General features: G+C 62.3%; 17 protein-coding genes. 8 read left to right on the plus strand and 9 right to left on the minus strand.

Annotated elements, in window-relative coordinates:
* Nucleotides 1-233: 233 nt before the first annotated feature.
* On the minus strand, nucleotides 234-2,315 hold the full coding sequence (gene fusA / locus ACOYYX_RS18125; protein WP_422931319.1) for an elongation factor G: 2,082 nt from the start codon (nucleotides 2,313-2,315) through the stop codon (nucleotides 234-236).
* A 925-nt stretch (nucleotides 2,316-3,240) separates the two neighbouring features.
* Here fusA and ACOYYX_RS18130 point away from each other — a divergent pair.
* The 3 genes from ACOYYX_RS18130 (at nucleotide 3,241) to ACOYYX_RS18140 (ending at nucleotide 5,923) form a co-directional block, all read left to right on the plus strand.
* The gene (locus ACOYYX_RS18130; protein ID WP_422931320.1) at nucleotides 3,241-4,038 is read left to right on the plus strand and encodes a S26 family signal peptidase; all 798 of its coding nucleotides are present in this window, start codon (nucleotides 3,241-3,243) and stop codon (nucleotides 4,036-4,038) included.
* A 212-nt stretch (nucleotides 4,039-4,250) separates the two neighbouring features.
* Nucleotides 4,251-4,781 (plus strand): HIT family protein, encoded by a 531-nt coding sequence (locus ACOYYX_RS18135; protein WP_422931321.1) that lies wholly within the window; start codon nucleotides 4,251-4,253, stop codon nucleotides 4,779-4,781.
* 62 nt (nucleotides 4,782-4,843) lie between these two features.
* On the plus strand, nucleotides 4,844-5,923 hold the full coding sequence (locus ACOYYX_RS18140) for a PIN/TRAM domain-containing protein (protein WP_422931322.1): 1,080 nt from the start codon (nucleotides 4,844-4,846) through the stop codon (nucleotides 5,921-5,923).
* Nucleotides 5,924-6,078: 155 nt separating this feature from the next.
* Here the strand turns inward: ACOYYX_RS18140 and ACOYYX_RS18145 are convergent, their stop codons facing one another.
* The 3 genes from ACOYYX_RS18145 to ACOYYX_RS18155 form a co-directional block, all read right to left on the minus strand.
* Nucleotides 6,079-6,282, minus strand: coding sequence for a hypothetical protein (locus ACOYYX_RS18145; RefSeq protein WP_422931323.1), 204 nt, complete (start codon nucleotides 6,280-6,282; stop codon nucleotides 6,079-6,081).
* A gap of 113 nt (nucleotides 6,283-6,395) precedes the next feature.
* Nucleotides 6,396-7,634, minus strand: coding sequence for an aminotransferase class I/II-fold pyridoxal phosphate-dependent enzyme (locus ACOYYX_RS18150; protein ID WP_422931324.1), 1,239 nt, complete (start codon nucleotides 7,632-7,634; stop codon nucleotides 6,396-6,398).
* A gap of 458 nt (nucleotides 7,635-8,092) precedes the next feature.
* Entirely contained in the window at nucleotides 8,093-9,679 is a 1,587-nt protein-coding gene (locus ACOYYX_RS18155) for a trypsin-like peptidase domain-containing protein (protein ID WP_422931325.1), read from the minus strand.
* A gap of 351 nt (nucleotides 9,680-10,030) precedes the next feature.
* On the opposite strand from ACOYYX_RS18155, the gene rlmN reads away from it, so the two are divergent.
* Complete coding sequence (rlmN, locus tag ACOYYX_RS18160) at nucleotides 10,031-11,092, plus strand: 23S rRNA (adenine(2503)-C(2))-methyltransferase RlmN (protein ID WP_422931326.1); 1,062 nt, start codon at nucleotides 10,031-10,033, stop codon at nucleotides 11,090-11,092.
* 43 nt (nucleotides 11,093-11,135) lie between these two features.
* Here the strand turns inward: rlmN and ACOYYX_RS18165 are convergent, their stop codons facing one another.
* Both ACOYYX_RS18165 and ACOYYX_RS18170 read right to left on the minus strand, forming a co-directional pair.
* The gene (locus tag ACOYYX_RS18165; RefSeq protein WP_422931327.1) at nucleotides 11,136-11,828 is read right to left on the minus strand and encodes a 3-keto-disaccharide hydrolase; all 693 of its coding nucleotides are present in this window, start codon (nucleotides 11,826-11,828) and stop codon (nucleotides 11,136-11,138) included.
* 226 nt (nucleotides 11,829-12,054) lie between these two features.
* A complete protein-coding gene (locus ACOYYX_RS18170; protein ID WP_422931328.1) occupies nucleotides 12,055-12,444 on the minus strand; it encodes a hypothetical protein in 390 nt (129 codons plus the stop codon).
* Nucleotides 12,445-12,744: 300 nt separating this feature from the next.
* Between ACOYYX_RS18170 and ACOYYX_RS18175 the strand changes: the two genes are divergently transcribed.
* The 3 genes from ACOYYX_RS18175 (at nucleotide 12,745) to ACOYYX_RS18185 (ending at nucleotide 18,305) form a co-directional block, all read left to right on the plus strand.
* Complete coding sequence (locus tag ACOYYX_RS18175) at nucleotides 12,745-15,147, plus strand: MMPL family transporter (protein WP_422931329.1); 2,403 nt, start codon at nucleotides 12,745-12,747, stop codon at nucleotides 15,145-15,147.
* 39 nt (nucleotides 15,148-15,186) lie between these two features.
* Complete coding sequence (locus tag ACOYYX_RS18180; RefSeq protein ID WP_422931330.1) at nucleotides 15,187-16,428, plus strand: tetratricopeptide repeat protein; 1,242 nt, start codon at nucleotides 15,187-15,189, stop codon at nucleotides 16,426-16,428.
* Between the two features lie 953 nt (nucleotides 16,429-17,381).
* A complete protein-coding gene (locus tag ACOYYX_RS18185; protein WP_422931331.1) occupies nucleotides 17,382-18,305 on the plus strand; it encodes a choice-of-anchor A family protein in 924 nt (307 codons plus the stop codon).
* A 481-nt stretch (nucleotides 18,306-18,786) separates the two neighbouring features.
* Here ACOYYX_RS18185 and ACOYYX_RS18190 read toward each other — a convergent pair whose 3' ends face one another.
* The 3 genes from ACOYYX_RS18190 to ACOYYX_RS18200 all read right to left on the minus strand — a co-directional run bounded on the left by ACOYYX_RS18190 (nucleotide 18,787) and on the right by ACOYYX_RS18200 (nucleotide 24,256).
* Nucleotides 18,787-21,312, minus strand: coding sequence for an ATP-dependent Clp protease ATP-binding subunit (locus ACOYYX_RS18190; protein ID WP_422931332.1), 2,526 nt, complete (start codon nucleotides 21,310-21,312; stop codon nucleotides 18,787-18,789).
* 745 nt (nucleotides 21,313-22,057) lie between these two features.
* Nucleotides 22,058-22,591: a tetratricopeptide repeat protein gene (locus ACOYYX_RS18195; protein ID WP_422931333.1), complete on the minus strand. Its 534-nt coding sequence runs from the start codon at nucleotides 22,589-22,591 to the stop codon at nucleotides 22,058-22,060.
* Nucleotides 22,592-22,957: 366 nt separating this feature from the next.
* Complete coding sequence (locus ACOYYX_RS18200; protein ID WP_422931334.1) at nucleotides 22,958-24,256, minus strand: hypothetical protein; 1,299 nt, start codon at nucleotides 24,254-24,256, stop codon at nucleotides 22,958-22,960.
* A 307-nt stretch (nucleotides 24,257-24,563) separates the two neighbouring features.
* Here ACOYYX_RS18200 and ACOYYX_RS18205 point away from each other — a divergent pair, with 307 nt between their 5' ends.
* The gene (locus ACOYYX_RS18205) at nucleotides 24,564-26,867 is read left to right on the plus strand and encodes a CehA/McbA family metallohydrolase (RefSeq protein WP_422931335.1); all 2,304 of its coding nucleotides are present in this window, start codon (nucleotides 24,564-24,566) and stop codon (nucleotides 26,865-26,867) included.
* Nucleotides 26,868-26,894: the final 27 nt, after the last annotated feature.

The following is a 26,894-nucleotide window of genomic DNA, read 5'->3' on the forward strand; positions in this document are numbered from 1 at the left end:
AAACCCGAGCGGATGCCCGGACTTCGTGCCTGGAGGTCGGCCGTTGCCAGAGAACCTGATCAGAGCGAATGGACAACTCACAACCGGAGACTGGTGATTGGTGTTATCCCACGCCCCATGCGCCGAGGTCAACTCCCTGCAAACCGCACCCAAAAGAAAAACGCACGCTCGCACACAGGTCGTGTGCGAGCGTGCGTCAGGTTTTTCAGGTGAAGGATCGGCCAGTCTCAGGCTCAGGCCGTGGCCTTCTCGGCCTGGGCCTTCTTCACGATTTCTTCCTGGAACTTGGCGGGCACCTTCTGGTACTTGAGGAACTCCATGCTGAAGCTCCCCTTGCCCTGGGTCATGCTCCGCAGGTCGTTCGAGTAGCCGAACATTTCGGAGAGGGGAACCTCGGCCGAGATGATCGCGAAGCCCGAGCGGTTCTCGGTACCCAGGATGACGCCACGCTTCGACGACACCTGGCCGGTGACGGGACCCTGGAATTCGACCGGAGTCTCGACCTCGACCTTCATGATCGGCTCGAGCAAGACCGGCGCGGCCTTGCGGAACGTCTCACGGAAGCAGTCGCGAGCGCAGATCTGGAACGCCATATCCGACGAGTCGACGTCGTGATACGAACCGTCCTGAAGGACCATCTTGACGCCAATCACCTCGTAACCGGCAACCGGGCCCTTGTGCAGCGAGTCGCGGAACCCCTTCTCGACGGAGGGGATGTACTCGCTCGGGATGCGGCCGCCGGTGACTTCGTTCGCAAAGACGAACGGCTCCGGCGAATCCGTGTCCAGCGGTTCCATGACGCCCACGACGTGGGCATACTGACCCGAGCCACCCGTCTGCTTCCGGTGCTTGTAGTTGAACGGCGTCGACTTGGTCGGGGCCTCGCGGTAGCTCACCTTCGGAGCACCGACGGTGCACTCAACCTTGTACTCGCGACGAATACGCTCGACATAGATTTCCAGGTGAAGCTCGCCCATACCCGAGATGATCGTCTCGCTCGTTTCGGGGTCGACGTGGACCCGGAACGTCGGATCTTCTCGCATGAAGCGATTCAAGGCCTTGGAAAGCTTGTCGTAGTCGGCTCGCTTGGCGGGCAAGATCGAGAGGTCGATGACCGGATCGGCCGCGTAGATGCTCTCGAGGGACAGGTTGATACCTTCCGAGCAGTACGTGTCACCGGTCGCGCACTCGATGCCCATGACCGCCACGATGTCGCCGGCCCCGGCCGAGTCGATGTCTTCCTTCTGGTCCGCGTGGACGCGAAGGATGCGGCTGATCCGCGCCTTCTTGCGCTGACGGACGTTGTAATAGAACTCGCCCTTCCGCAGGGTGCCCTGGTAGATCCGCATGTACGTCACCTGGCCGAACGGCTCTTCGACGAGCTTGAAGGCCATGGCGACGAGCGGCTCATCCGGGTCGGCGGAGAGGGGTACCTCGGCCATGCCGTTGTTGTTGTCCTTGGCGAAGACCTCGCGGTCCAGCGGGCTCGGCAGATACTGGGCCACGGCGTCGAGCAGGAGCTGGACGCCCTTGTTCTTGTACGCGGAACCGATCAGGACCGGGCAGATCTGCTGGGCGACCGTGCCTTCACGCAGGGTTTTGTGGATCAATTCGAGGGGAACTTCCTGCTCTTCGAGCAGCAGGCCCATGATCTCATCCGAGACGAGCGAGAGGGCTTCGAGCATCCCCTGACGGGCGCGTTCGGTCTCTTCGACCAACTCGGCCGGCAGCGGCTCGCGGCGGACCGTGTCCCCCTTCTCGCCGTCGAAGTAGACGGCCTCTCGGGTGATCAGGTCGATGATCCCCGCGAAGTTCGACTCGGAGCCGATCGGCAACTGGAGCGGGACCGTCGTGAGGCCGAGCTTGCTCTCGAGCTGCTCGATCACGTTCGCGGGGTTCGCACCCGTGCGGTCCATCTTATTGATGAACGCGAGGCGAGGCACCGCGTACCGCTTCATCTGGCGGTCGACCGTGATCGACTGCGACTGCACTCCGGCCACGGCGCAGAGCACGAGGACGGCACCGTCGAGCACGCGGAGCGACCGCTCCACCTCGACCGTGAAGTCGACGTGACCCGGCGTATCAATGATGTTGACCTTCTTATCCTGCCACTGGACCGTCGTCGCGGCCGAGGTGATCGTGATCCCTCGTTCCTTCTCGAGTTCCATGTGGTCCATCACCGCGCCTTCACCACGGACTTCCTTGATCACGTGGATCCGGCCGGCGTAGTACAGAACTCGCTCGGTCAGCGTGGTCTTCCCCGAGTCGATGTGAGCTGAGATCCCAATATTGCGGACGTTGCGAAGGTTTTCCATAGTGCGGTAACGTCTTGTCTCGAAGGGTGGAACCCCCTTCGGCCTAGGTGTCAACTGATCTCAGTTTCGATCGGGGTCGGTCAACCCGCCGTTCCAGTGGCAGGTTGCTGGGGACAGCTGCGATACAGCTTCGAGAGGGCACACGATTGCAAGGCGTTGGAGTGAGTAGCCTAATGCAAGAAGGTGTGCGGCATGGGAAGAGCCCGAGTAGGTCTCATGTTCGAAGGAACAACATCCTACCACTCCCCGACTGACGGTCAATACCCCAAGGTAGGATTGTTCCCTTATAGTACGATGATTGACAAGCCCGGTTCGGGAGGAAATCCGGAATTATCGCGCGATTTTGTCGGCCTCCCTCTCGTCTTTTCGAGGCCTCTCGCGTAAACTGCTGCGAGGTTTCGACACGCCCGGTTCAGGTGACAAGTTGAGGAATGAACAAACCTTAACGACTTAGGATTTCCTCGGGTTTTCCCGAACTCTCGAGGGAGACGAGGTCTATCAGCCTCGACGGCGACGATTAGAATCGCCCCACTTCAAGGCCTTTCCATTCCTCACCCCAGCAGCGAACAAACCTCGCCGGGCGATCGTAGCCTCGAACAGGGTGAATTGTCTCTGGCGGATCGCCGGTGGCCCGAAGGGATTCAAGGGCGCGGATGATTCGGAAACGCGACAAAATAATATCCGTCGCGCGATCGAATTCTTATTGAGGTCCAAGCGTCCTCAAAAAATCGCCCATTTTTGACAACCCCGGGACAACGGCGTTCCATCTGGTTGCCACACTCGTACAATAGTCCTAAGCCTTGAACCGCTCACCCGCACCACTGATATACCACCGAAAGTAACCGAAGTTTCGCGGTTCGCGCCGAATTTACGCTTTGGTACGGCTAGAATTCCATTTTCCGACTTTGGATGGGAGCGTTCTGAAATGTCGAGTAACGGACGGATCATCTGGCGAGAGGCGGTCGTGGCGAATTCGGCCTCGGCTCCGCGCTGGAAGGCTCCGGCCGGGCTCAAGATCTTGGTTCCCGGCTATGCGCAGTGGCGATGGAACCAGCGTGAGCGGGCGACGGTCTTGTTCGGTTCGTTCGTGATGGCGGTCGGGGTGGGAATCTTCACCTGGGGGACGATCACGGCCCTGGCGGTCTTCGCCTTCGCCTTCGGGACGCACGTCGTCTCGACGGTGGATGTGATGCGTCAGACCGCCTTCCCCGGATTCGGACGCTGGATGCCCTGGCTCTCGGCCTCGGGAGGCCTGGCGGTTGGCGTCTACGGGCCCGCCGTCTGCGTGGCGTCTCTCGTCGCCTGGCCGGCCTCCAGCCACCAGGCCGACCGCGAAACGTCGAGCCGGTATCTTGTCAATTACTTGGCATACCGCAAGGACGTCCCGACTCGAAACGAGTGGATCTGGATCCGCCCCTCGCGTTATCGAGATGGACGAGTCGGGCAGATCGTGGCGATCCCCGGCCAGGAAGTGGAATGGACCGGGAATCAGCTCCGAGTGGACGGGAAACGGCTTTGGCTCGCCACCCCTTGCCATTCTTTGCATCCTCCCGAGGAAATGGCCTATGTCGTCCCTGCCAAACATTTCCTCGTGAATACCGACACGTCTCGCACCGCTCGCCGTTCACGGTCCGGCGGCCTGGAACTCGTGCCCGCCGATGAAATCGCCGGGAGGGCCTGGGCTCGCCTCTATCCCATTCAAGATCGTGAACTGCTTCAATAAAACCCACTCCGCGCCGACTTTCAACCCCTTAGTAAGCCGAAATTATCATCTACGCGATTTGAAATCGGAAGAGAATCGCGACAAGTCGTGCGGGAAGTGGTATCATCGCTACATAGCGTCATTCGCGAAGGGGTTAGTTGCCCCAAATGCTGATGGCAAGCCGCATAGTTTAGGGTCGGGCGAGCGCGCCGCGATCCGCGCGGAGGCGTAGCATGGATCGGCTCTGGGCACCGTGGCGCGCTCAATATATTCGCGAGTCTCCCAAGGGGGTCGAGGCGGATCAGGGTTGTTTTATTTGTCGTGCGCTGGGTGGCGAGGAGGATCGCGAGAACCTCCTGGTCAGCCGAACTCCCCACAGTGTCGTGCTCCTGAACCGCTTCCCCTATAACAACGGGCATTTGCTTGTCGCCCCGATCGTGCATCGTGGTACACTGGGTGAGCTCACGGGTTCGGACCTGCTCGAGCCGATCGATACCCTTCGGACCATGACGGCGGTTCTGGACCGGGTGCTCCGGCCCCAGGGCTATAATGTCGGGCTTAACCAAGGAAGTGCGTCCGGGGCGGGCCTGCCAGGACATTTGCATTGGCACATCGTGCCGCGCTGGGATGGTGATACGAATTTCATGCCGGTGCTCGCCAACGCTAAAGTCATCGTGGAGAGCCTGTTAGAGTTTTACGACCGGCTCGTGGCGGAGTTGACGATCCAGGGACAGGATGGGGCCTCGCCTCCCGCTCCAGGCTGATCTCCCGCCGCGGCAACCGTCTCCCTCCCGGCCGAGTCGACGCGCAAGAAAGGTCTCCGTCGATGCTCCTGATCATCATAAGAACCTTGTTCGTACTCGTGATGGCCGCCTATGGCGTTCGCCTCGCCCAGATTGTGGGTGACAAGCAGTTGGCGAACCCCTCGCTGGTCTTCATCGGAGCGATGGCTGCCGCCATCGGGATCGTACTGACCGACCTCTTCACCCGGAGGAAGCGGATCCAGACGATTTCCGCCGTATATTTCGGAGTCATCGTCGGTGTCATCCTGAGCGACCTCATCAAGAACGCGATGGAACCGGCGCTGACGAGCTACTTCCGGCCCGAAATCCGACCCGGCTTCAATAGCTTGACGATGATCTGCATCTGCTACGTCTGCGTGAGCATGCTCCTGCAGACGAAGGATGACTTTCGCTTCATCATCCCTTACATGGAGTTTTCGAAGGACGTCAAGGGCTCAAGACCCCTCGTCCTCGATACCTCGGTCGTCATCGACGGCCGGATCGCCGACGTCGCCGAGACCCACGTCATCGACCAGCCCTTGATCGTCCCTCGCTTCGTCCTCCAGGAACTGCAAGGGATCGCGGACAGTTCCGACAAGCTCAGGCGCAACCGAGGCCGTCGCGGGCTGGATATCCTCAACCGCTTGCAGAAGTCAACCGGTGTCGAGGTCCAGATCCACGACGCCGAGATCCCCGAATTGACCGGTATCCGCGAGGTCGACCAACGGCTGGTGGTCCTCGCCCGACACCTCGGTGGCAAGGTCGTCACGAACGACTACAACCTGAACAAGATCGCCCGGCTCCAGGGGGTCGACGTCATCAACCTCAACGACCTCGCCAACGCGATGAAGCCCATCGTGCTGCCCGGCGAAGGTTTGACCGTCAAGCTCCTGAAACGTGGCGAGGAGCCCGGCCAGGGCATCGGATATCTCGATGACGGCACGATGGTCGTCGCCGAACAGGGTGGATATCACCTGGGCGAAACCATCCGCCTCACCGTGACGAGCGTCTTGCAGACGAGCGCGGGCCGCATGATCTTCGGCCGGATCGACCCGGCCTCTCCCTCGCGAAACTCGGCCAATTCGACGACGCAGCCGGATAGCACCGGCAGGCCAACCGTCTGACGACCCCGCCTGCTGGATCAAGCCGTATCGAGAAAGGGCCTGGGGACGCGTGTCGCCAGGCCCTTTCGCTTGCGCCCACCGATGAAGTCGACGCTCACGACAGCATCGCAATTTCTAGAAATGCGCATATCTAACATGCCAATATAAGAGCGGATTTAATCCTCGTCGGCCCCACCCTCAGCGAGGCCATCGTAGGGCGTCTTGCACCAGTGACAGACGAGGATGGCTTCGCAGGCATGGCAGTGGATGGGGACTTCGGGGCGAGACAGGGCCTGGTAGTGGGCCTCGGACGGGGGCACGTACGAAGCCCCGCAGGCCTCGCAGATCAAGGGGCGTTCGCAATAAGCGCAATCGACCATTGAAGATCCCCTGGATAATTCCCGGAACGAAATCGAGCAGGGTGGGCGAGCCTTGACCTGCTCCCCTGCCCTGCTCGTTTCTCGTGATCGACGATCGGAACGGATGAGCCGCGTTACTCGCTGACGGCCTTCTCGGGCTTCAAGCAGCGGCCGATCTGGCGGACGGCCTGACGTAGGCGATGCTCATTCTCGATGAGCGCGAGCCGCAGGCAGCCCTCGCCCGAGTCGCCGAAGCCGCGACCGGGGCTGACGGCGACTTCCGCCTCTTCCAGCAACTTCATGGCGAAGTCGATCGAGCCCATCTTCGACCGCCAGGGCTCGGGCATCTGGGCCCAGACGAACATGCCGGCCTTGGGCTTTTCGACGTTCCAGCCGAGCCGGTTCAGACCGTCGACCAGGACGTCGCGGCGCATCTGGTACTCGGCGACCTGCGCGAGCCGACCGGGCTCGCCATGTCGCAGGGCGACGATCGCGGCGATCTGCACCGCCTGGAAGATGCCGTAGTCGTAGTAGCCCTTGATCGCCTTGAGGGCGCCGAGCATGTGACGGTTGCCCGTCGCATAGCCGACGCGCCAGCCGGCCATGTTGTAGCCCTTCGACATCGTCGTGAACTCGCAGCCCACATCGATGGCCCCCGGGACGGACAAGAAGCTCGGGGCCTGATATCCGTCGAAGCTGATGTCGCCGTAGGCGAAGTCGTGCATCACGAAGAAGCGATACTTGCGAGCGAGCTTGACGATCTCTTCGAAGAAGGCCTTGTCGACGACCGTCGCGCTGGGATTGTGCGGGTAGTTCAGGACGAGGATCTTCGGCTTCGGGAAGAGGCTCTCGCAGACCCGCGCGATGTTCGAGAGGAACTCGTTCGAGTCCCGGACATCCAGGGCGATCACGTTGGCCGAGGCCAGGGCGATCGCGTGGACGTGGATCGGGAAGCTCGGCGCGGGGACCAAGGCCGTATCGCCGGGCCCGAGGAGGGCCAGGCACATGTGGCTGAAGCCTTCCTTCGAGCCGATCGTCGCGACGACCTCGTTGTCGGGGTCGAGCGTCACGCCGAACCGAGCCTCGTACTTGGCGGCGACCTCTCGACGGAGATTGTAGACGCCCGAAGCCACGCTGTAGCGATGGTTCTTCGTGTCCTGGGCCGCCTCGCAAAGCTTGTCGATCACAGCCTGGTCAGGCGGGTCGGTCGGGTTGCCCATGCCGAGGTCGATGACGTCGATCCCATCGCGGCGCTTGCGATACTTCAACTCATTGATCTTGCCGAACAGGTAGGGAGGGAGCCCGCGCACCCGAGGGGCGACCTCGATATCGAACGGCTCGTCGAACTCGGGGCTGTTGGTGTGGTCCGTCATCTCGGCAAAGGATCCTGGCGATTCCGAATGGGACTGATGGCGTCGACGGGTCGGTCCGCGACGATCGCGGTCGATCGACCGCATCCTTGCAGGAAAAACGTCTTTCGACCCTGCGTCTACTATATCGAACAAACCCGATGATCCGTAGAGTGACCTCGTCGTTTTTCGATACCACTCACCGAAATTCCGATGCTGGCTCCGACCTTTTATCAATTTCCCATGGGGATCGCGTCGATACTCACTCTTGCCACCTGGACGCCCCGCCGACCCACCTGCCGCCACACCCCGATACAACATCTGGATCTGGGATCGTCCGGATCATCGATAAAGCAACAGGGCCGGCCCGAGGAGCAATCTCCCCGGACCGGCCCTAAAGCTTTTTCTACAGTCTCTTCGAGAGGATGCCGGCGACTCGACGAGTTGCCTCGATCAAGCCGCCGACTAACCTACTTCGAGGCTCACTTCTTCTTCGACAGGTTGATGTAGGTGCCCACTCCGTCGTTGGCCTTCACGTAGAGCATCAGTTCGTTCGACTTGCTGCTCAACTCCTGGAACGTCTTGAGGTCGCTGACGTCCTGCGGCTTACCCTGGACAACCTGCGTGATGACCATGCCCTGCTTGAGGCCCGCGTCGTCGGCCGGGCTGTCTTCCTTGACCGAGCTGATCAGGAGGCCCTTGGTCTCCTTGGCGAAGCCAAGGCCTTTGGCCAGCTCAGGGGTCAGGGCCTGGACCTCGAGTCCGAAGTCGTTCAGCGATGCCTTCTCGGCGGCCGGTTTCTCTTCGGGCTCCTTGGCCCCTTCCTTCTGATCACGTTCGATGTCGAACACCACCTTGTCGGACGAGCCCAGGACGACCTCGGCGCTGTGCTCCTTGCCGTCTCGGTAGTACTTGACGGTCGCGGGCTTGCCGATGTCGCTCGAGGCGACGCTCAGGCGGAAGCTCGCCACGTTGGTCACGGCGGTGCCGTTGAACTCCGTGATGACGTCGCCGCTCTTGAGGCCGGCCTTATCCGCGGGGCTGCCGGGGAGGACCATGCCGACCAAGGCACCCTTGGTCTTGGCGTCGATACCGAGGTTCTTCGCCATCCCGGGGAGGAGTTGCTGAATCTGGACGCCCATGCGGGCACGGTTGATCTTGCCGTCCTTGATCAGCTTGTCGGCGACGTGGGAGGCGAGGTCGATGGGGATTGCGAAGCCGACGCCGTCGTTGCCGCCGCCAGCTCCCATCATCCGGCCGCCGCTCATGATGGCCGAGTTGATGCCGATGACGCGGCCTTCCATGTCGACCAGCGGGCCGCCCGAATTGCCCGGGTTGATCGGGGCATCTGTCTGGATGAACGACTCGTAGGTGTCGTTCCCCTCGTTGATGCCAAGGTTGTTACGCTCGGTCGCGGAGACGATGCCCATGGTGACCGACTGGCTCAGGCCGAACGGGGAGCCGACCGCCATGACGAGGTCGCCAACGCGGAGCTTGCTGCTCTGCCCCTTGGGCAGGGCACGGAAGGACGAGCTTTCCACCTTGATGACCGCGACGTCGGTCTTGGGGTCGCGACCGACGACCGTCGCGTTGGCCTCGGTGCCGTCGTGGAACGTCACCGTGATCTTGCCGCCCTGGTCGACGACGTGGTTGTTGGTCAGGATGTGCCCTGCGTCGTCATAGACGAAGCCCGAGCCAGTCCCTAGGCCACGGCCGCCGAACTGCTCACGCTCGGGTCCGAAATCCTGGTCCGGGGATCGGAACCGCTTCATCATCTCACGGAGCAGATCTTCGGGATTAACATTGCCCGGGGGGCCGCCATTGGGGTTCTGGAAGGGATTTCCACCACGACCACCACCCGTCCTCGATCGCTCGACGCTGATCTGGACGACGGAGGGGCGGACGAAGTCGGCGACGGCGACGAACGCGTCGGACAGTGCCTTTGCAGTCTTCTGGCTCTCGGCGGGGATTCCGGGTGCGGCGGGAACCTGGCGGGTCACTCCTCGCGAAGAGATGAGGGCGGCTGTGGAGACGACCAGCGCGGCCCATGCCACTACGTTGCGCTTCATGTGAAAAACATCTCCTAAAGTACGTTGTACTTGGGTGGAATGAGCATCCGAAACTAGCCACGAGCCAGCCCGAGTCGGGCCGGCTCAGGTTTGGGTCTACTTACTTACGTCGCGAGATCGAAGAAGGTTGGCTTTTCGGGACCAATTTTCTCGATTCTCGAGAGGCCGATTCCTGCCTGGCATCGTTGTCGTAAGTCGTTTCCGCACAAACCCCTACCCGATTCAGGATCGGCCACTCAACTCGATCGATCGACGTGTGCAGGGCACTAGGCGTCGGCGTCGTATGGACGCTACTCTAAGAAAATTCGTCGAATCGTCGACGAGATTTTCAAGATTTTGAGGAGTCGCTTCGTGTCGCTCGATCCCCGCGGACTGACCCCGTCACAACTGACCGTCCGCGCGAGCGAGTTGGGTGCGAACGAACTCGCCGTGCGACGCCTCCTCTCCGCCATCCTCGGCCGAGGAATCCACGACCCGGGGCGTTGGGGACGCGAATTCCAGGTCCCTCGCAAGCTCAGCGACGCGATCGGCGAGCTCCCCCGCCTGAGCCTCGACCGCACTGTCACATCCCCTCGCGACGGCTTCCAGAAACTCCGGTTCGTGACCCACGACGGAATGGCTCTCGAGACCGTGCTCATCCCTCTCAAGAAAGAGGGGGCCGTGAGCCTCTGCCTCTCCTCGCAGGTCGGCTGCGTGATGGGCTGCGCCTTCTGCGCGACCGCGAGGATGACCACGCGTCGCAACCTCGAGGCCTGGGAGATCGTCGATCAGTGGGTCCAGGCCCGCGACATCGTGCGGAGCCAGGGCCGACGCGTGACCGGGGTTGTGTTCATGGGGATGGGTGAGCCCTTCCTCAACTATGAACGCGTGCTGACGTCGGCAGAACTCCTCCGCTGCTCTTATGGCGGGATGATCTCCGCGAAGGCTATCACGATCAGTACCGTGGGCCTCGTCCCGGAGATCGACCGGTTCACGGCGGAAGGGCATCGGTTCCGCCTCTCCATCAGCCTCGGCGCCGCGACCGACGAGAAGCGGGCCAGGCTCGTTCCGATCGCCGCGAGGACTCCCATCGCGAACGTCATCGCCGCGGCGAGGCGACACGCGGAGGCGAGGCGAGATCGCGTGATGCTCTCTTATGTGTGCATCCGCGGCGAGAACGTCGGACCCGAGGATGCCGAGGCCCTCGGCCTGCTGATCGGCGACACCCCGGTCCGATTTGACCTGATCGACGTCACCGACCCGACCGGGAGGTTCCTCCCGCCCACTTCGGAAGAAATGGCGATCTTTCGCGACGCACTCAGCCAGCACCTCGGCCAGCCCGTCGTGCGTCGATACTCGGGAGGGGCCGACATCCAGGCAGCCTGCGGCACGCTGGCGGACGCCCCTCCGCAAGTCGTCGAGTTGACCGCCTGAGCGGCCCGAGCCCGAGTTAGTCGGGCTCACCCTTGTAGGCTCGTCACTTCGAAACCGGGCGGAGTTCGACGTTGCGGTAGAAGACCTCGGCCCCTTCCGATTGGAGGAGGATCTTCCCCTTGGTCACGCTGGACTCGACCCCTTCGTTGACGGTCACGCCGTTGACGATGTGAGTGGCGTTGCCGCCGACGCAGATGACCTCGACCGTATTCCACTGGCCGTTCGGCTTCTCGGCGTCCTCGGTCTTCTTGCGGTAGCTGGTCTCGCGCTTGCCCTTGACGGTGATGCTCGTGCCATCTACGAGGTAGAAGTCGCCCGTGTCGTGCTCCTGGATCTGGCACTCGATCGACTTCGGCCAGACCTTCTCGGCGCCGATCACGTGGTAGAGGATACCCGAGTCACGGACGACGTTCTCGCGGGGGGGCCACTTCTTGGTTCCCCACTTGTATTCCAGCTTGAGGTGGTAGTTCTCGTACTCTTTCTCGGTGGTGAGGCAGCCGAACTCTTCGCCGGAGACGTGGATCACGCCGTCCTCGACCTTGAAGACATCTCGAGGGTCTGCGCGGGGGTCGGAACCGTCCTTGTGGTTGAGGAACTTGGTCCACCCCGCCAGGTCTTTACCGTTGAAGAGGGGGGAAAACCCGGCGGGCTCGTCGCCCCGGAGGGGGACGAAGGCAGTAAGCCCCGCGAGCAGCGGGAGCACGAGAAGCCGGGTGAACGGTCGGCGCATCAGCATGGTAAGTCACTCCCCATCGATCAACACATAACCCGCAAGATGCTCCCCCCCTGCCTTTGCCTGTCGGCCGGCGGGGAGAGGAGCACATCGCTCGATTGATTCGGAATGGGGATCGTACTGCGCGCGTCGGGCGATCTCAACAATCGCGAGCGTCGCGAAAGATCCTGCAGGATCGACCTGGATTTCCGTCGCGAATCCCTCCGCGGCCGGCGATCGACGGGTCTGCTTAGGAGTGGGAGCGCCTGGCGCGACGGTTCTGCTCGCGTCGCAGGGCTGCGATCAGTTCAAGGGTCGGGGTGCGGTAAGGAGCCAGTGAATCTTGTTCGGCGACCCACTTTTCGGCATCCTGGATCGGCTCATAGAGCCGGCGACCTTGCAGGACCTCTCGGCTGACGATCCGACGATCGACCAGGAACAGGAGTACGGCGACCCGACGGCCAAGGGGTGCCTTGGACCAGTAGTCGGAACGAGAGAGATCGTGCTCGAGATGAAAGCCTGTGTATCGCAGAGCTTCTTCGACCAGGGCCTCGAGGTGTTCGTCGTTGCGGTGACGGCGATACGGGGCCAGCAGGTCGATCCACTGGCGCGATAAGTCACGGACGGATGATGCGGGCACGGAAAATGCAATCCCCCCAGAGATTAAGAAAGGGACGGCACGCCGACGTCCCATTCGCAAAGTTTCAGTCATTGTAAGGCGGAAGGCAAGGCCCTTGTCGGCAACGGCGCCGTAGAGCATCCAGGCCGTCATCTCAGCGCCGACAGCCCTTCATTTGCCTTTGACAGGGTTTGCTCGTTTCATTATGGTTCCTCGGTACACTTTAAGTACGATCCAAAGTCACCTTGGTTCGGACAATCGCGAGGCTTCGCGACGATCTTCGGCGCGACTGGCTTTCGCATTACGGATGCGACTTGCCCCATGTTCGAATTGCTCGCAGCCGTGGTCATCCGCCGAGGTTGGTTGGTCGTTCTGGGGTGGCTGATAGTCACCGTCACGCTTTTCCAGATCGCACCGCCTTGGGATAAAGTCAGCAAGGACGACGACGTCCGCTTCTTTCCCGCGGGATATCCCACCGTCGAAGGACAGGAGCTGCTCGAGCGGGGCTTCCCTGGCGAGGCCTCCAGCTCCCAGATTGTCTTCATCACAGAACGCCGCAAGGGGCTGCTGACCCCCGACGACTTCGCCTACGTCGACGGCCTCATTGCTGAATTGAATCGCATCCGCGCCGCCAATCCGGGGCTCGGGATCAAGAAAGTCGAGACCTATCGCAGCCCTGTCATCGGCCCTCGGTTCATCGGGACCGGGAAGGATGGAAAAAGCCAGGCGGTCCTGACGATCGCTTCGCTCAAGGGGACTTACCTGGCCAAGGCCACCGGGACCACCGTCGAATACCTGACACAGGTCCTGAAGAAACTCCCCCCCGCGCCGACCGGGCTCTCGATCGCACTCACCGGCTCCGCCGTCGTCGGCCACGACATGAACACGGCCGGCAAGACGAGCATGGAGAACACGACTTACGCCACGATCGCGCTGGTGGTCGTGATCCTGCTCGTCGTCTATCGATCCCCCCTCCTCGCCCTGATACCGCTGCTGACGATCGCGCTCTCGGTCTGGGCCTCGAAACTGGCCATCGCCCTGCTCACGACTGTGCCTGGTCTCAACTTCCAGGTCATCAACATCACGAACGTGTTCCTCGTCGTGGTGCTCTTCGGCGCAGGGACGGATTACTGCCTGTTCCTGATCGCCAGGTATCGCGAGGAGCTGATTAAGGGCCGTTCGAGAGACGAGGCCCTCTCCGAGGCCATCATCCAAGTCGGCGGCGCACTCGTCGCCAGCGCCGGGACGGTCATCGTCGGGCTCGGCATGCTCTGGTTCTCGACGTTCGCCAAGATCCAGTACACCGGACCGGCGATCGCCCTGAGCCTGGCGATTGCACTCGTCGCCGCGCTCACGCTGGCCCCGGTCCTGCTCCACTGGCTCCGTGCGACGGTCTTCTGGCCATTCCGCCAACCCCAGCACGAAGCGGGGGCCGACCGCGAGATCGAGAGCCTCGAACAATTGCCGATGTCCGGGTTCTGGATGCGGGTCGCGGACCTTGTCGTCCGCTATCCGATCCGAATCCTCGTGCTATGCGTCCTCGTGCTCGCCCCGTTTGCCATGGTCGGCGCCCGCACGAGGCCCAATTACAGCCAGCTCGCCGACCTCAATCCCGATCAAGACAGCGTCGTCGGTGCCCAGACGGTCCAGCGCTACTTCGCCGTGGGTGAGTTGAGCCCGACCGCCGTGCTCCTCCACCATCCCAAGCTGAACTTCCGGACCGAGGAAAGCCGAAGCAAGCTCGGAGTCCTCAGCCGCCAGATCGCCCAGATTCCCAGCGTCGCCGAGGTACGCTCGATCTCCCAGCCGCTGGGTAAGCCTTCCGTCTCGTCGGGAGAGCGAACCTTCTTACGGCGGTTCGTCGACAACGCGTTCGCGGCCGCGGTCAACGCGCGTTATGTCAGCCTGAGGGCCAAGTCGAAGGACGACGCGGACCATATCACGCGCATCGACGTCGTCTTCAAGAGCGATCCATTCTCCGAGGGGAGCCTCATCGGCCTGGAATCGGTCTTTAACCTGGTGAAGAAGGCCTCCGAACCCGGCCAGGCGCTGGAAGGGGCCACCTCCGTCGGCCTGATCGGGGCGACGGCATTGGTCAACGACCTCAAGAAGGTAACGACGAACGACGAGCGTCGGATGTACGTGCTGGGGACGATTGGCGTCTATGCGATCCTCGTCCTCCTCATCAAGCGCCCGGGCATCTGCCTCTACCTGATCGCGACGGTGATCCTCGGTTATCTCGCCTCGCTTGGCCTGACCGAGCTCGTCTTCCGGGCACTCCATCGCGGACCCGACCCCTGGGTCGGGCTCGACTGGAAGGTCGGCTTCTTCCTGTTCGTGATCCTCGTGGCGGTCGGCGAAGACTACAACATCTTCCTGATGTCGCGCGTGATCGAAGAAGAGCACAAGCATGGCGTCAAGGAAGGCACCCGCCTGGCCATCGCCCACACCGGCGGTATCATCAGCTCCTGCGGGTTGATCATGGCCGGGACGTTCGGCTCGATGCTCACCGCCAGCCTCACGGCACTCCGAGAGCTCGGGTTTGCGCTGGGGCTGGGAGTGATCCTCGACACCTTCCTTGTGCGTCCGATCCTCGTTCCCGCGTTCGTGGTGATCATGGATCAGTACCACTTCTCGAAGAGCAAGCGGTTCCGGCAAATGCGGATGGAACCCCAGCCGGCCATGCCGCTCAAGGTCGACTACGGCTCCAGCACCAAGCATTGAACGCCGAGCCTGCTCGGACGTTCGCGAGGGTAGGATCGCATGAAGGCCCTCCGGAACCTCGGGTTGTCCGCGAGTCTCGGGCTCGCCACCATCGCGATTGGCCTGAACGCTACTGGGATCGCGTGCGCCGACGAGCGGGACCGAGGCCAGATTGAGGCCGAGGCCCGCAGTCAGGCCGCCGAGGCGGACGCCCGCTTCAAGGCGTCCGACTTCGCCACCGCCCTACTCCTCTATCAGGCCGAGCAATCGTCTCGCAAGAAGCTCGGCGACATGCGCTATGAGGCCTACGCCCATCGCGCCATCGGATGCTGTCAGGAGCAGCTCGGCGACGTCGATGCCGCCATCGCCTCCTGGAAGGCCGCCGCCGTCCTGGACTCGAAACGCGAGGACCGAGGCTTCGAGGGCTATGACTGGTTCCTCGTCGGCAAGGCCGAGCTTCGGCGCGATCACGTTGAACAGGCCGTCATCGCGCTTGAGAAAAGCCTACCCTTGCTCGGAACGGCCATCGATCGCGACCACGAGTGCGACTCCCGGCTACTCCTGGCCATCGCCCGGCGGACGGAGGGGCAGCCGGACGAGGCCCAGGCGCAACTCGACCGGGCCGTCGAGCTGGCCCGGGAACTCAAGGACACGAAACGCGAGGCCGACGTCCTTGCACAGATCGGTCGGCTCACGCTGGAGCGAGATCGGCCCGAGCTCGCCGCCGAATGGTTGAGCCAGGCCCGCTCCCACTACGAGGGCCTCGGGCTCAAGGCCGAAGTCGCTTCGATGGACCGACTCCTGGGCGATGCCCTCCTCGACCTCAATCGTCCGGATGCGGCCCAGGCCTTCGTCGAGGCCTCGGCGCGTGAGTATGTCGCACTGGGCGACCACGCCGCGCTAGCCGACTCCTATCAATTCCTCGCCGCAATCCGAGCCGCGGGTCGGGACCTTCCCGGGGCCATCGTGCTTGCCCGTCGGGCCGTCGAGGCCGCTCGAGCGAACGAAGAGCCTGACGCCGAGATCGACAACCTCGTCACTCTTGCGCGCTATCAAAGCCTCTCGGCCGACTGGAAAGCCGCCTCCGCGACCCTCTCCAAAGGCCTGCCCCTCGCCCGCGAGCAATCCCCCCCCCCCGACCTCGTCCGCTTCCTCCTCCTCACCGCCGACGTCGAACGACACGCCTACGACGTCGGAAATTCAACAGCCTTGCTCCTCGAAGCCGAGAAGATCGCCAAGAGCGAATCCGACGAGACTTTGATTCAGCTGGTCTCCGAGGCCAAACGCCAGGTCGGCCGATAAAAATCCCCGACCCCTCATTTCCCAAGCATTCGATCACGCCTACGAGATACTCCTCACTCAACGGGCTTTCTCACGCATATCTGCGACCGACACACTCAGGCCCCACGCCAAGCAGACCGGTCGGGCCATCGCTTGCCTATATGAACGGCGGGTTGAGAATTCTTCGCCGAGGTAGGACCCAGTCCCGTAACTGAGAGCTTACTTATATCCTGACAGGCTTAATCATCCTGCACACAATCAACAATCCGTAGTTTCAACATTCGCTTTTCCAAGCGTAATTCGCCCCCCTTTCGGCAAAATCTCGCCGCCTTTCCATTCTCAAATCCGCTTATCCGCACAAGAATGTCCAAAATAGGCAGAGGCTGAACTTCGACGAAACTTCGACAGCTTGGAAGCCTGTTTGGCCATACCGCCCTCATGGTTATGTCGAAAGTAACCGATGCGATGTGATCGACACAGCAGATTGCCTTTTTGACGCGATTTTACGCCGTAACTCCTTTACCGTTAATATTTTCCATCAGTCTTAAAACGCACCATCAAGCCACTTAGCTCCGTTGTTTTTTTGCAACATATACCCGGGAATCTGCCGACAACGATTGCCGTGTCTAAGTATTTTTCGTTTACTAGTCTTCACGGGAGCCGCACTAAGATGACGGCCACGAACGAGAGTCAGGACGCCACGATTAAGCCGCACAGACAATCGGCGAGAACGTTCAAAAGCTTCGTGGCGTTGGCTCAATGAAAACGAGTCCGGCGTTGCCAGCCTGACAGGCGAAGTTCCGGGGCAACGGTCGCCCCGAGATGAACTTGTTCTGAATCAGAATATATTGATCGGTTCGAGGGCGTTAACCGACGTCGGGCTCGTCCCAGAACCACCCAAGGAGTTTCCCGTGTTGATTCGTCTCGCTGCGAGTCTGCGTTCGTTATCCGCGCTTAGCTTCCGTCGTGCCGCCGTGACGACGCTTGTCCTGGGCGGTTCCTTCCTGTCGGCCGGGTTCGCCCAGGCCGGCCCGCTCGGCCCCGCGTCCGACTACAACGTCTTCATCCTCGGCGACGCCACGCAGCAGTACACGGATTCCGAAGGTCGAGTGGCGGTCGGCGGGAATGCTACCTACAACGGATACAGCGTCGCCTCATCGCTCCCGAGCAACACGTCCAATGCTCTGGTCGTCGGCCAGTCGCTCAATTTCACCAACGGCTCGGTCAAGGGTGACGTGCATTACGGCACCACGGCGAACATCTCGGGCGCCGGCATCTCCGGGACCACGACCAACGACTCGCCGATCGACTTCAACGCCGCCAAGTCGAGCCTGAGCTCCCAGTCGTCCTCGCTCAGCCAACTCGCCGCCACCGGCACCTATGCCAGCAACTACGGCGTGACGCTGACCAGCTCGAATACGAGCCTTGCCGTCTTCAACTTGACGACCGCTCAACTCCAGGCCGCCAATGGTTTCGGCCTGAATATTGTCGTCCCCAATGGCGCCACGGTCGTCATCAACGTCGACGGCACCACCGGGTCCACGCTGAACCTTTCTAACTTCCAGATGAGCATCAATGGCTCGTCGAGTGAGTCGAACCCCCAGATCAACAAGGTCCTGTTCAACCTGACGAACGTCAGCACCTTCACCACGAGCGGCCTCTCGATCCTGGGCAGCATCCTGGCCCCGAACACGGCCCTCAACATGAGCAATGGCCACGTCGATGGCACGCTGATCGGTGCGAGCCTCACCGGCGGCATCGAAGCCCACAACTACGTCTTCAACGGTAACCTCCCGTCGGTCGCCGTCCCCGAACCCTCCTCGGTCGTCTTGCTCGGCCTGAGTGCTGTCGGCTGCGGCCTCTTCGTCCGCCGCCAGCGTCGCCAGACCGCTGCCTGAGCCTGACGAACACCGGACTCGCAGAACGCACGGAAATGACATGACGAACCGCCTCGGTCCTTGGAAAAGGGCCGAGGCGGTTCTCTCTTTGTCCCGAGGATATCGCGGAGTCGTTGATCACGCCCTGCGTAAGCAGGATGAGGTCATGAGGCGGAACGAATCGAAGAGAGGAGGAGGAAGTCCAACAAAGCCCCCAGGCCCCGCCGCAAGCCCCTGAGGCCCGCTCGACGATCGATGGGCGGAATTAGCGAGAAGAGCCGTCGAGACGACGCAGGGCGGCCTAAACGCGTCCATATCCGACCCACCTGAGCCGTTGATTCCTACATGTTTCCCCAGCCGAGGAATGAGGAGCGCCCCTGGCCGGCCCGGCGAATCCGCGGCTCTTCACTCGACGCCAAAAGAAAAGAGGCCTGGGAGAGCATGCTCTCCCAGGCCTCGATCTGTTAGACAAGGTGCGTCGAGCGAGGCTCGACGTCCTGCATCAGGACGCGGTTTCTTCGGCGGGCGGGGTGGTCGTCCCGGCCACACCGGCGAGGGCGGGAGATTCGCCCTTGGCGGTCGCCTCGAAGTTGAGCTTCTTCACCTCGCCGCTCTCGTCGAGGATGACCGTGATCCGGTCCTTCCCCTTGAACGTGCCGCGGAGGATCTCCTCGGCGAGCGGGTCCTCGATGTAATTCTCGATCGCCCGGCGAAGGGGACGAGCACCATAGTCGGGGTTGAAGCCCTTCTGAATCAGGTATTCCTTGGCAGGATCGGTCAGGATGAGCTCCATGCCGCGGTCGGCGAGCCGGCTCCGGACCTTCGACAGTTCGATGTCGACGATCTGCTTCAGGTTATCCTTGTTCAGCGAGTGGAAGACGATCACGTCGTCGAGCCGGTTGAGGAACTCGGGACGGAAGTACTTCTCGATGGCGACCTTGAGCCGCTCCTTCATCGTCTCGTACGTGGCCGAATCATCGCGACCGCGGTCGAACCCGAAGATGTTGGTCGTCGAGGTGGCCTCGGCGCCCGCATTCGTGGTCATGATGATGATCGTGTTCTTGAAGTCGACGTTGCGGCCGAAGCTGTCGGTCAGCCGGCCTTCTTCCATGATCTGGAGCAGCATGTTGTAGACGTCGGGGTGGGCCTTCTCGATTTCGTCGAGCAGGACCACCGCGTACGGCCGGCGCCGAATCTTCTCGGTGAGCTGGCCGCCTTCCTCGTAGCCGACGTAGCCCGGAGGGGCGCCGATCAGCCGGGAAACGTTGTGCTTCTCCATATATTCCGACATGTCGATCTGGATCAACGCGTCGGAATCGCCGAACATGAACTCGGCCAGAGCCTTGGCGAGCAGGGTCTTACCGACGCCGGTCGGCCCGGCGAAGATGAAGCACCCGATCGGCCGCTTCGGATCCTTCAGGCCCGAGCGGCTCCGGCGCACGGCCTGGCTGATCCGCTTGATGGCCTCGGTCTGCGAGATGACCTTCTTCTGGATCTCCTCTTCCATCCGGAGGAGCCGGCCCGTTTCCTCGGACTCGAGGCGGGTGAGCGGGATGCCGGTCATCTTGCTGATGACCTCGGCCACCACTTCCTCGTCGACCGTGCCATCAACTTCCTTCGAGCGCTCGCGCCACTCGCGGTTGATGGTCTCTTTCTTCTTCTTGAGCTTGTCGGCCTGATCCCGGAGGGCGGCGGCCCGCTCGAAGTCCTGATTCGCGACGGCCTCTTCCTTGTCCTGGTTGAGGCGTTCGATCTGATCGTCGAGCTCCTTGAGGTCCGGCGGCCGGGTCATCGCCTTGAGCCGGACGCGGGCGCCGGCCTCGTCGACGACGTCGATGGCCTTGTCCGGCAGGCAGCGCCCGGTGATGTACCGGTCAGACAGCTCGATGGAGGCTTCGAGGGCCTCGTCGGTGATCTGGACGCGGTGATGGGCCTCATACCGGTCGCGGAGGCCGCGGAGGATCTCCAGCGCCTCGGTCTTGCTCGGCGGCTCGACGATGATCGTCTGGAACCGACGCTCGAGGGCACCGTCCTTCTCGATGTACTTGCGGTACTCGTCGAGGGTGGTGGCACCGATGCACTGGACCTCGCCGCGGGCGAGGGCCGGCTTGAGCACGTTCGAGGCGTCGATCGCCCCTTCCGCGCCGCCGGCACCGACCAGCGTGTGCAACTCGTCGATGAAGAGGATCGTATTCTTGGCGCGTCGGACCTCGTTCATGACGGCCTTGATCCGCTCTTCGAACTGGCCGCGGTACTTGGTGCCGGCGACCATCATGGCGAGATCGAGGACGACGATGCGACGATCACGGAGCAACTCGGGGACGTTGCCGTCGATGATCATCTGCGCGAGGCCTTCCACGATCGCCGTCTTGCCAACGCCGGCTTCGCCGAGAAGCACGGGGTTGTTCTTCTGGCGTCGTGAGAGGATCTGGACCACGCGTTCGATTTCGTTTTGGCGGCCGATGACCGGGTCCAACTTGCCCTGGCGGGCCAGGTCGGTCAGATCACGCCCGAACGAGTCCAAGGCAGGCGTCTTGGACTTACTGCCCTTGGCGGCGGCGCCTCGTTCCCCTTCGCCGCCTGCGTCCATCCCGTGACCGAGCAAGTTGAGCACCTCCTCGCGCACTTCGTCGAGCTTCAGGTTCAAGTTCATCAGAACTTGAGCGGCGACTCCCTCCTGCTCACGCAACAGGCCGAGCAGGAGGTGTTCGGTCCCCACATAGTTGTGATTCAGGTTGCGAGCTTCCTCAATCGCATACTCGATGACCTTCTTGGCCCGAGGGGTCTGGGGCAATTTCCCCATGGTCACCATGTCCGGCCCGGCCTGGACGATCTTCTCGACCTCGTTGCGGATCTTGCGAAGATCCACGTCGAGATTCTTCAGGACGTTCGCGGCGACGCCGCTTCCTTCCTTGATCAGGCCAAGCAGGACATGTTCCGTGCCGACGTACTCGTGGTTGAAGCGTTGGGCCTCTTGATTGGCCAACTGCATCACCTTGCGGGCACGGTCGGTGAAGCGTTCATACATGCGGTCGACTCCGACGGTTCCACCGGGCCTCCCCGGTACAGGGCCTGCTCAAAACGTCCCGAGACCTGATGACGATCTTTACGATTGAGGGTTACCAAACGTTCATTAAGACGGTTCGTTCTCGCCTCGATAAGATCTCAATGCTCACTACGGCATACAAATCTTACGCCCGCCATTGCCGGACGATCCCCGAAACTCGAATTCGACTGCTTCGGTAGAAACGAAAGGACGCTTTACGTCAACTTCACATCCATTCCCAGACGGCCCTCCCCCACATTATAGGAATTCGAGCCGAAAACACCAAAACCAGGCACGCCAGTTCTTCACCGGTTCTTAAGAGGACGCCGAATTCGACGCTTCTCGAAGACACCTACGTGAGCCGAGCCGTTCAGCGACAAGCTTTCGCCTTGAGAATCTTGCGAAACAGGGCCAGAACCTACAAACGGGGCAAGGACCGCAGGCTTCGATAAGGATTCATAGGCCTCAAATTCGGTCGGGCAACCCCTATTTACCACAAAACGAAGATCCGCAAGAAGATGGGAGCGAGAAAAGGACGTCGGCCGGAGCCCTGAAAGTCATCAACAACTCTTGAAACCGCCTCCAACATCCGTTAAACGTAAACGCGACTAGAAGTGGATCTTTACTCGCCCGCGTCCAATAAAAAAGCTCGGATGGCGTCGACTTCTCGCGAAGTCGACGCCACCCAAGCCTGAACCGGGGAGCACCACAAGTCGTCGGACTCGCCTCAGGTCAAAGCCCCATCACCCAGCTTCGCGAGCGCTCGCCGGATTTCCCAGCGCCATTTCGACCCCCCTTCGAGCTCAAGACAACTCCTGAAGGCGCGACGGGCCAGCGCCGGCTGTTCGATGCGGACGTAGAGCGTCCCGAGTTGCATCAGTGCGTCGGCATCCATCTCATCCATGGCCAGGATCCGCTCGAAACGACGACGAGCCTCGTTCCAGCGCCCCTGGAGGTAAGACTCCGTCCCCTCGCGATAGAGCCGGTCGATCTCGGCCCGATGGCGTTCGGGATGGCAGAGCCAGACCCACCAGAGCGTATAACCGAAGCTGGCCACCCAGTGGCAGGCGGCGAGTGTCGCGAAGACGAGGTCCCAGCCCGGTGCAAATGACTCGGTCCAGACGAACCGGGTCACGAGGGCTAGGTTGAGGATCGATGCGAACGACACAGCCAAGATCAGGCCGAGCACTTCCTGACCCGACCAGATTTGCGGCAAACCCGGCCAAACGCTCAAGGCCGCGATCCAAAGTCGCCTGGGCACGATTCGGCTCCTTACCAGAACGATCAGACGCGGATCCTTCCCAAGCTCTCGGGATGGTGACGACGAACCGGGCAAATGGGGCAGTCTGGCAAAGTGGCCATCGAAGACGACCATCTGCGCTTAGTCAGACAGTCACCCCAGTCCGCGAGTTCGGTCCGTGGCCAGGATCCGGCGCACGATGAGGTCTGACTCCCCACTACGACCCTTTTCGGAAATCGAGGGTTCGATCCCTGAGACTGGCCGGGAGAAATGTGGGAATCGGCTTCAGGGCCGAGAAGCCGGGAGGGAAGAAAGTCTCGAATCGACCGCCACTTCGGCCGTCCTGGGGGAGAGGCCAGGACGCCGAAGCCTTTTCGACTCAAGGCCTCAACGCAAGATGCGTTCTCGGAACCGACGGCCGAGGTCGCGGAGCTTCTCGCGTTCGTCGTTGCGACGCTGCGGGTCGCCCGCCTTGGCCTGGCGGTCGGGGGGAGGTCCGTCGACGCTGATCTTCATTGCGTCCAGCGTCCCCGTGACATGGAAGACCGAGACCTCCTTGGCCACGTCGATGGCGAACTCCTCGAGCAGTTCGCGGGCCTTGCTCGGCAGACGCGATGCGAAGATGTCGGAGCGGAGCTTGTAATCGAGGTTCCCGTCGAAGTCGGTCCAGCCCGACAGGACGATGGGATACTTGGCCACGTCGATCGTGAGGTTGTCGGATCGGATCTTGGCGTCCCGGATCGCGAAGTCGGTCTTCACCGCCCCGACGCGATCCTCCTCGGGAAGCTCGAGCATGTCCGCCACCTCTTCGAGGAGACGAGATCCGTCCAGATTGATCGGGTCCAGCATCATCGTCCCCTGCCCGACCAGCGATCGCTTCAACGCCTCGCGAGTCGTGCCGGATCCTCGTACGTAGACCGTCGTCCCGAAGCGCCCTTCCAGCGACTTCGCCTTCGGCATCCCCGAGAGGATCGGGAGGAGGTAGATGATCGAGTTCGTCCCCTCGTCGAGGACGAGGTCACGCACCTGGATCCTGGCGTCGTAGGCGCAATCCGGGATGGACCGATCCCAGGACGCGGTGATGTTGAAGGTGCCGCCGTTGACCATCCCACGTAGCTCGGGGACGCTCGCATGCTTGTCGTGCCAGGTCGCCTGCCCTTGCACGTTGGAAAGGTTCAGACGCGTCTTCGACGACTCGTCGAGGATCGTGACCATTCCGCCGTTGAGCCGGATGTCGAACGAGGCCGTGTCGCAGGCGGCTGGATCCGAGTTCGAAGGTTCGGTCACCGAAGGTCGCAAAAGGTCGGCGAGTTCGAGCGATCCATCCTGACGCCGGAGGACCCGAAGACTCAGCCCGTCGACGTCGATCTCCGACGGCTCGAACTGCCCCGTGAGCATCTGCCAGGCGCTGACGTTGATACGGGCCGAGGCGACCTTGAGCCAGGGATCGTTGCTCGACCCCGGGGCCCCGATCTCCAGCCCTTCGAGATTCACACCGCCGAGGGCGCCGACTCGCAACTTCGCGAGGTGGATCGTGCGTCCCGTCGCCTTACCGAGCTTGGCCACGACCTTAGTCCGCGCCCATTCCGTGGGCGTGACCGCGAGGATCAGGAGCCAGAAGAGCGGCGGTATGAGGAAAATGACCGATGGGATCACCCACCGGAGGCGGAGGCGTCGACATTTCATGGGCGATCCTTCCTTGATCTCCCGCAAACCGAGGGATGAGGCCGTCGCATCCCTCCTGCTCAACCTCCTCAACCCGGACTGAAATCCCGCGCATCGCAATCTGCGGGCATAGAACGGCGGAACCATACTCCATCGCCGGGCGACGAACAAGCGAAGTTTGCCCCCTTTCTTGCGGACAACTCGCGCCCGCCGGGAGCGGCCCATTGATGCCGCCTTCGGGACCGGTTAGACCAAAATCTTTCCTCCCGCGTCCCCGGGACAGCGGCAGATTGCCCGTCCCCCCATCGCCTGGTCGAAGGAGCTGAAGGTGCGCGTCTCAGATCCGACCCTCCGACCGTTCGCCCTGCTCTTGTTCTCCCTCGTCCTGACGTATCAACGACCCGCGAAGGCCGAAGAGCTCCCCATCGTGGAGCAGGTCGAGTTCCAGCCCCTCGTCGCCCAGGTCCGGCAGGTCGTCGAGGCCCTCGAGCACCTGGGACAGCCCCTGCAAGCGGAGACCAGGAAGCAGCTCGAGGCCGCCCTCACGATGGCGGACGAACCCGCCGGGAACCGAGCCATCCAAGCGGTGCTCGACGACCTCTGCCTCGTCGGCGTCACGATCAATCCCGAGAGCCGGGTGAAGGTCTCGCAAGGGACGGCCCGCCCCCAGCTGATCCAGCATGGCTGGCGTCTCTTCCTCGTCAAGGTGCAGAACGAGGCCGGCGTGACGGCCCCGCTCGAGGTGCAGAGCCCCAACGCCGAGCGCCTCTATCGCCCCTCGACCAGCAGTGCGGAGCCGAAGGTGACGGTCCCGCTTTCGGAGATCCCCCAGCGCTGGATGGACGTCGCCGTGCTGCAGGATCGGCCGCTCAGGCGCACGCTCTCGGGTCTCGCGCTCGAGTATCGGATCCTCCAAATCTACAGCCGAGACTCCGGCAAGCGCGAAGCCAAGATCAGCTTCCATGTCGGCCAGGGGACGCAGGACCTCGGATTCCGGAGCGACGTCGACATCCTCTTCCACTGCGAGCCGGCCGTGGAGCTGATCCTCGACGTGCGCGATACCGATGGCCGACCGGCGATGGCCTCGTTCATCGTCCGCGACCCGCAAGGGCGCGTCTATCCGTCGCAGACCCGCCGGCTCGCCCCCGACTTCTACTTCCACCCCCAGGTCTATCGCCAGACGGGCGAGGCCATCCTGGTCCCGCCTGGGACGTACACCGTCGAGTACACGCGAGGGCCGGAATACGTCACGCAGCATAAATTGATTACCGTCTTGCCCGGCAAGAGCCAGCGCGAGTCGTTCCCGCTCAAGCGCTGGGCCGACCTGTCGAAGATGAAATGGTACTCGGGAGACCACCACGTCCACGCCGCCGGCTGCGGCCACTACGAGAGCCCGACCGAGGGCGTGAAGCCGGAAGACATGATGCGGCAGATCCTGGGCGAAGACCTCGACGTGGGCTGTGTCCTGAGCTGGGGCCCCTGCTGGTACGCCCAGAAGGCCTATTTCAGCGGCGGATTGAGCCCCCTCTCCACCTCCGACCACCTGATGCGCTACGACGTCGAGGTCTCCGGCTTTCCCTCGTCGCACACGGGACACCTCTGCCTCCTCCGGCTCAAGGAGGACGACTACCCCGGCACGACCCGGATCGAGGAATGGCCGAGTTGGGACCTGCCCGTGCTCAAGTGGGGCAAGGCGCAAGGGGGCGTGGTCGGATTCTCCCACTCGGGCTGGGGACTCAAGACGAACGACACACGCGTCCCCAACTATGAGGTCCCCCCCTTCGACGGCATCGGGGCCAATGAATATATCGTCGACGTGGTCCACGACGTCGTCGACTTCATCTCGACCGTCGACACTCCGGCCCCCTGGGAACTCAATATCTGGTATCATACGTTGAATTGTGGATTCCGAACACGAATCAGCGGCGAGACCGACTTCCCCTGCATCTACGGCGAGAAAGTCGGCCTCGGCCGGGCCTACGTCAAGCTCGAGGACGGCAAGCTCGACTTCGACCGCTGGTGCGAGGGGATCAAACTCGGCCGCTCGTACGTCTCCGACGGCAAGGCCCACCTCGTCGACTTCAAGGTCGAAGACGTGGCCGTCGGCGAGTCCGGGAGCGAGAAGAAGCTCGAACGCCCCGGCACTGTGAAGGTCACCGCCAAGGTTGCCGCCTATCTCGAGCCCGAGATCACGCCAAGACTCGAAGCCCTCAAGGCCCGCCCGATCGAGTCGAAGCCCTACTGGGATATCGAGCGGGCCCGAGCCGGCAAGACGCGGACCGTCCCCGTCGAGGTGCTCGTCAACGGATTTCCCGTCGCCCAGACCACCATCGAGGCCGACGGAACCTTCCGGGACCTCCGCTTCGACGTCCCCATCGAGCGATCGAGTTGGATCGCCCTTCGGATCTATCCCGCCGCGCACACGAATCCGGTCTTCGTGCTCGTCGGCGATCAACCGATCCGGGCCTCGAAGAAGTCGGCCGACTGGTGCCTCAAGAGCGTCGACCAGTGCTGGTCGCAGAAGCAGCGGGCGATCCGTGATGCCGAGAAGGAGGAGGCTCGCAAGGCGTTCGAGAAGGCCCGCGAAGCCTATCGAAAAATCCTCGAAGAGGCCTTCGACGACCGAACCTGAACGCCGCCTCAACCCTCCACCATCGCG

Origin of the sequence: Singulisphaera chitinilytica (genome assembly GCF_049331405.1) — a bacterium.
Classification (GTDB): domain Bacteria; phylum Planctomycetota; class Planctomycetia; order Isosphaerales; family Isosphaeraceae; genus PoT.

Bases quoted from the DNA above. Each gene is read 5' to 3' on its own strand.
- ACOYYX_RS18150 (WP_422931324.1), bottom strand. From the start codon at position 7,634: ATGACGGACCACACCAACAGCCCCGAGTTCGACGAGCCGTTCGATATC.
- ACOYYX_RS18130 (WP_422931320.1), top strand. From the start codon at position 3,241: ATGTCGAGTAACGGACGGATCATCTGGCGAGAGGCGGTCGTGGCGAAT.
- ACOYYX_RS18135 (WP_422931321.1), top strand. From the start codon at position 4,251: ATGGATCGGCTCTGGGCACCGTGGCGCGCTCAATATATTCGCGAGTCT.
- fusA (WP_422931319.1), bottom strand. From the start codon at position 2,315: ATGGAAAACCTTCGCAACGTCCGCAATATTGGGATCTCAGCTCACATC.
- ACOYYX_RS18180 (WP_422931330.1), top strand. From the start codon at position 15,187: ATGAAGGCCCTCCGGAACCTCGGGTTGTCCGCGAGTCTCGGGCTCGCC.
- ACOYYX_RS18165 (WP_422931327.1), bottom strand. From the start codon at position 11,828: ATGCTGATGCGCCGACCGTTCACCCGGCTTCTCGTGCTCCCGCTGCTC.
- ACOYYX_RS18190 (WP_422931332.1), bottom strand. From the start codon at position 21,312: ATGTATGAACGCTTCACCGACCGTGCCCGCAAGGTGATGCAGTTGGCC.
- ACOYYX_RS18140 (WP_422931322.1), top strand. From the start codon at position 4,844: ATGCTCCTGATCATCATAAGAACCTTGTTCGTACTCGTGATGGCCGCC.
- ACOYYX_RS18200 (WP_422931334.1), bottom strand. From the start codon at position 24,256: ATGAAATGTCGACGCCTCCGCCTCCGGTGGGTGATCCCATCGGTCATT.
- ACOYYX_RS18145 (WP_422931323.1), bottom strand. From the start codon at position 6,282: ATGGTCGATTGCGCTTATTGCGAACGCCCCTTGATCTGCGAGGCCTGC.
- ACOYYX_RS18155 (WP_422931325.1), bottom strand. From the start codon at position 9,679: ATGAAGCGCAACGTAGTGGCATGGGCCGCGCTGGTCGTCTCCACAGCC.
- ACOYYX_RS18175 (WP_422931329.1), top strand. From the start codon at position 12,745: ATGTTCGAATTGCTCGCAGCCGTGGTCATCCGCCGAGGTTGGTTGGTC.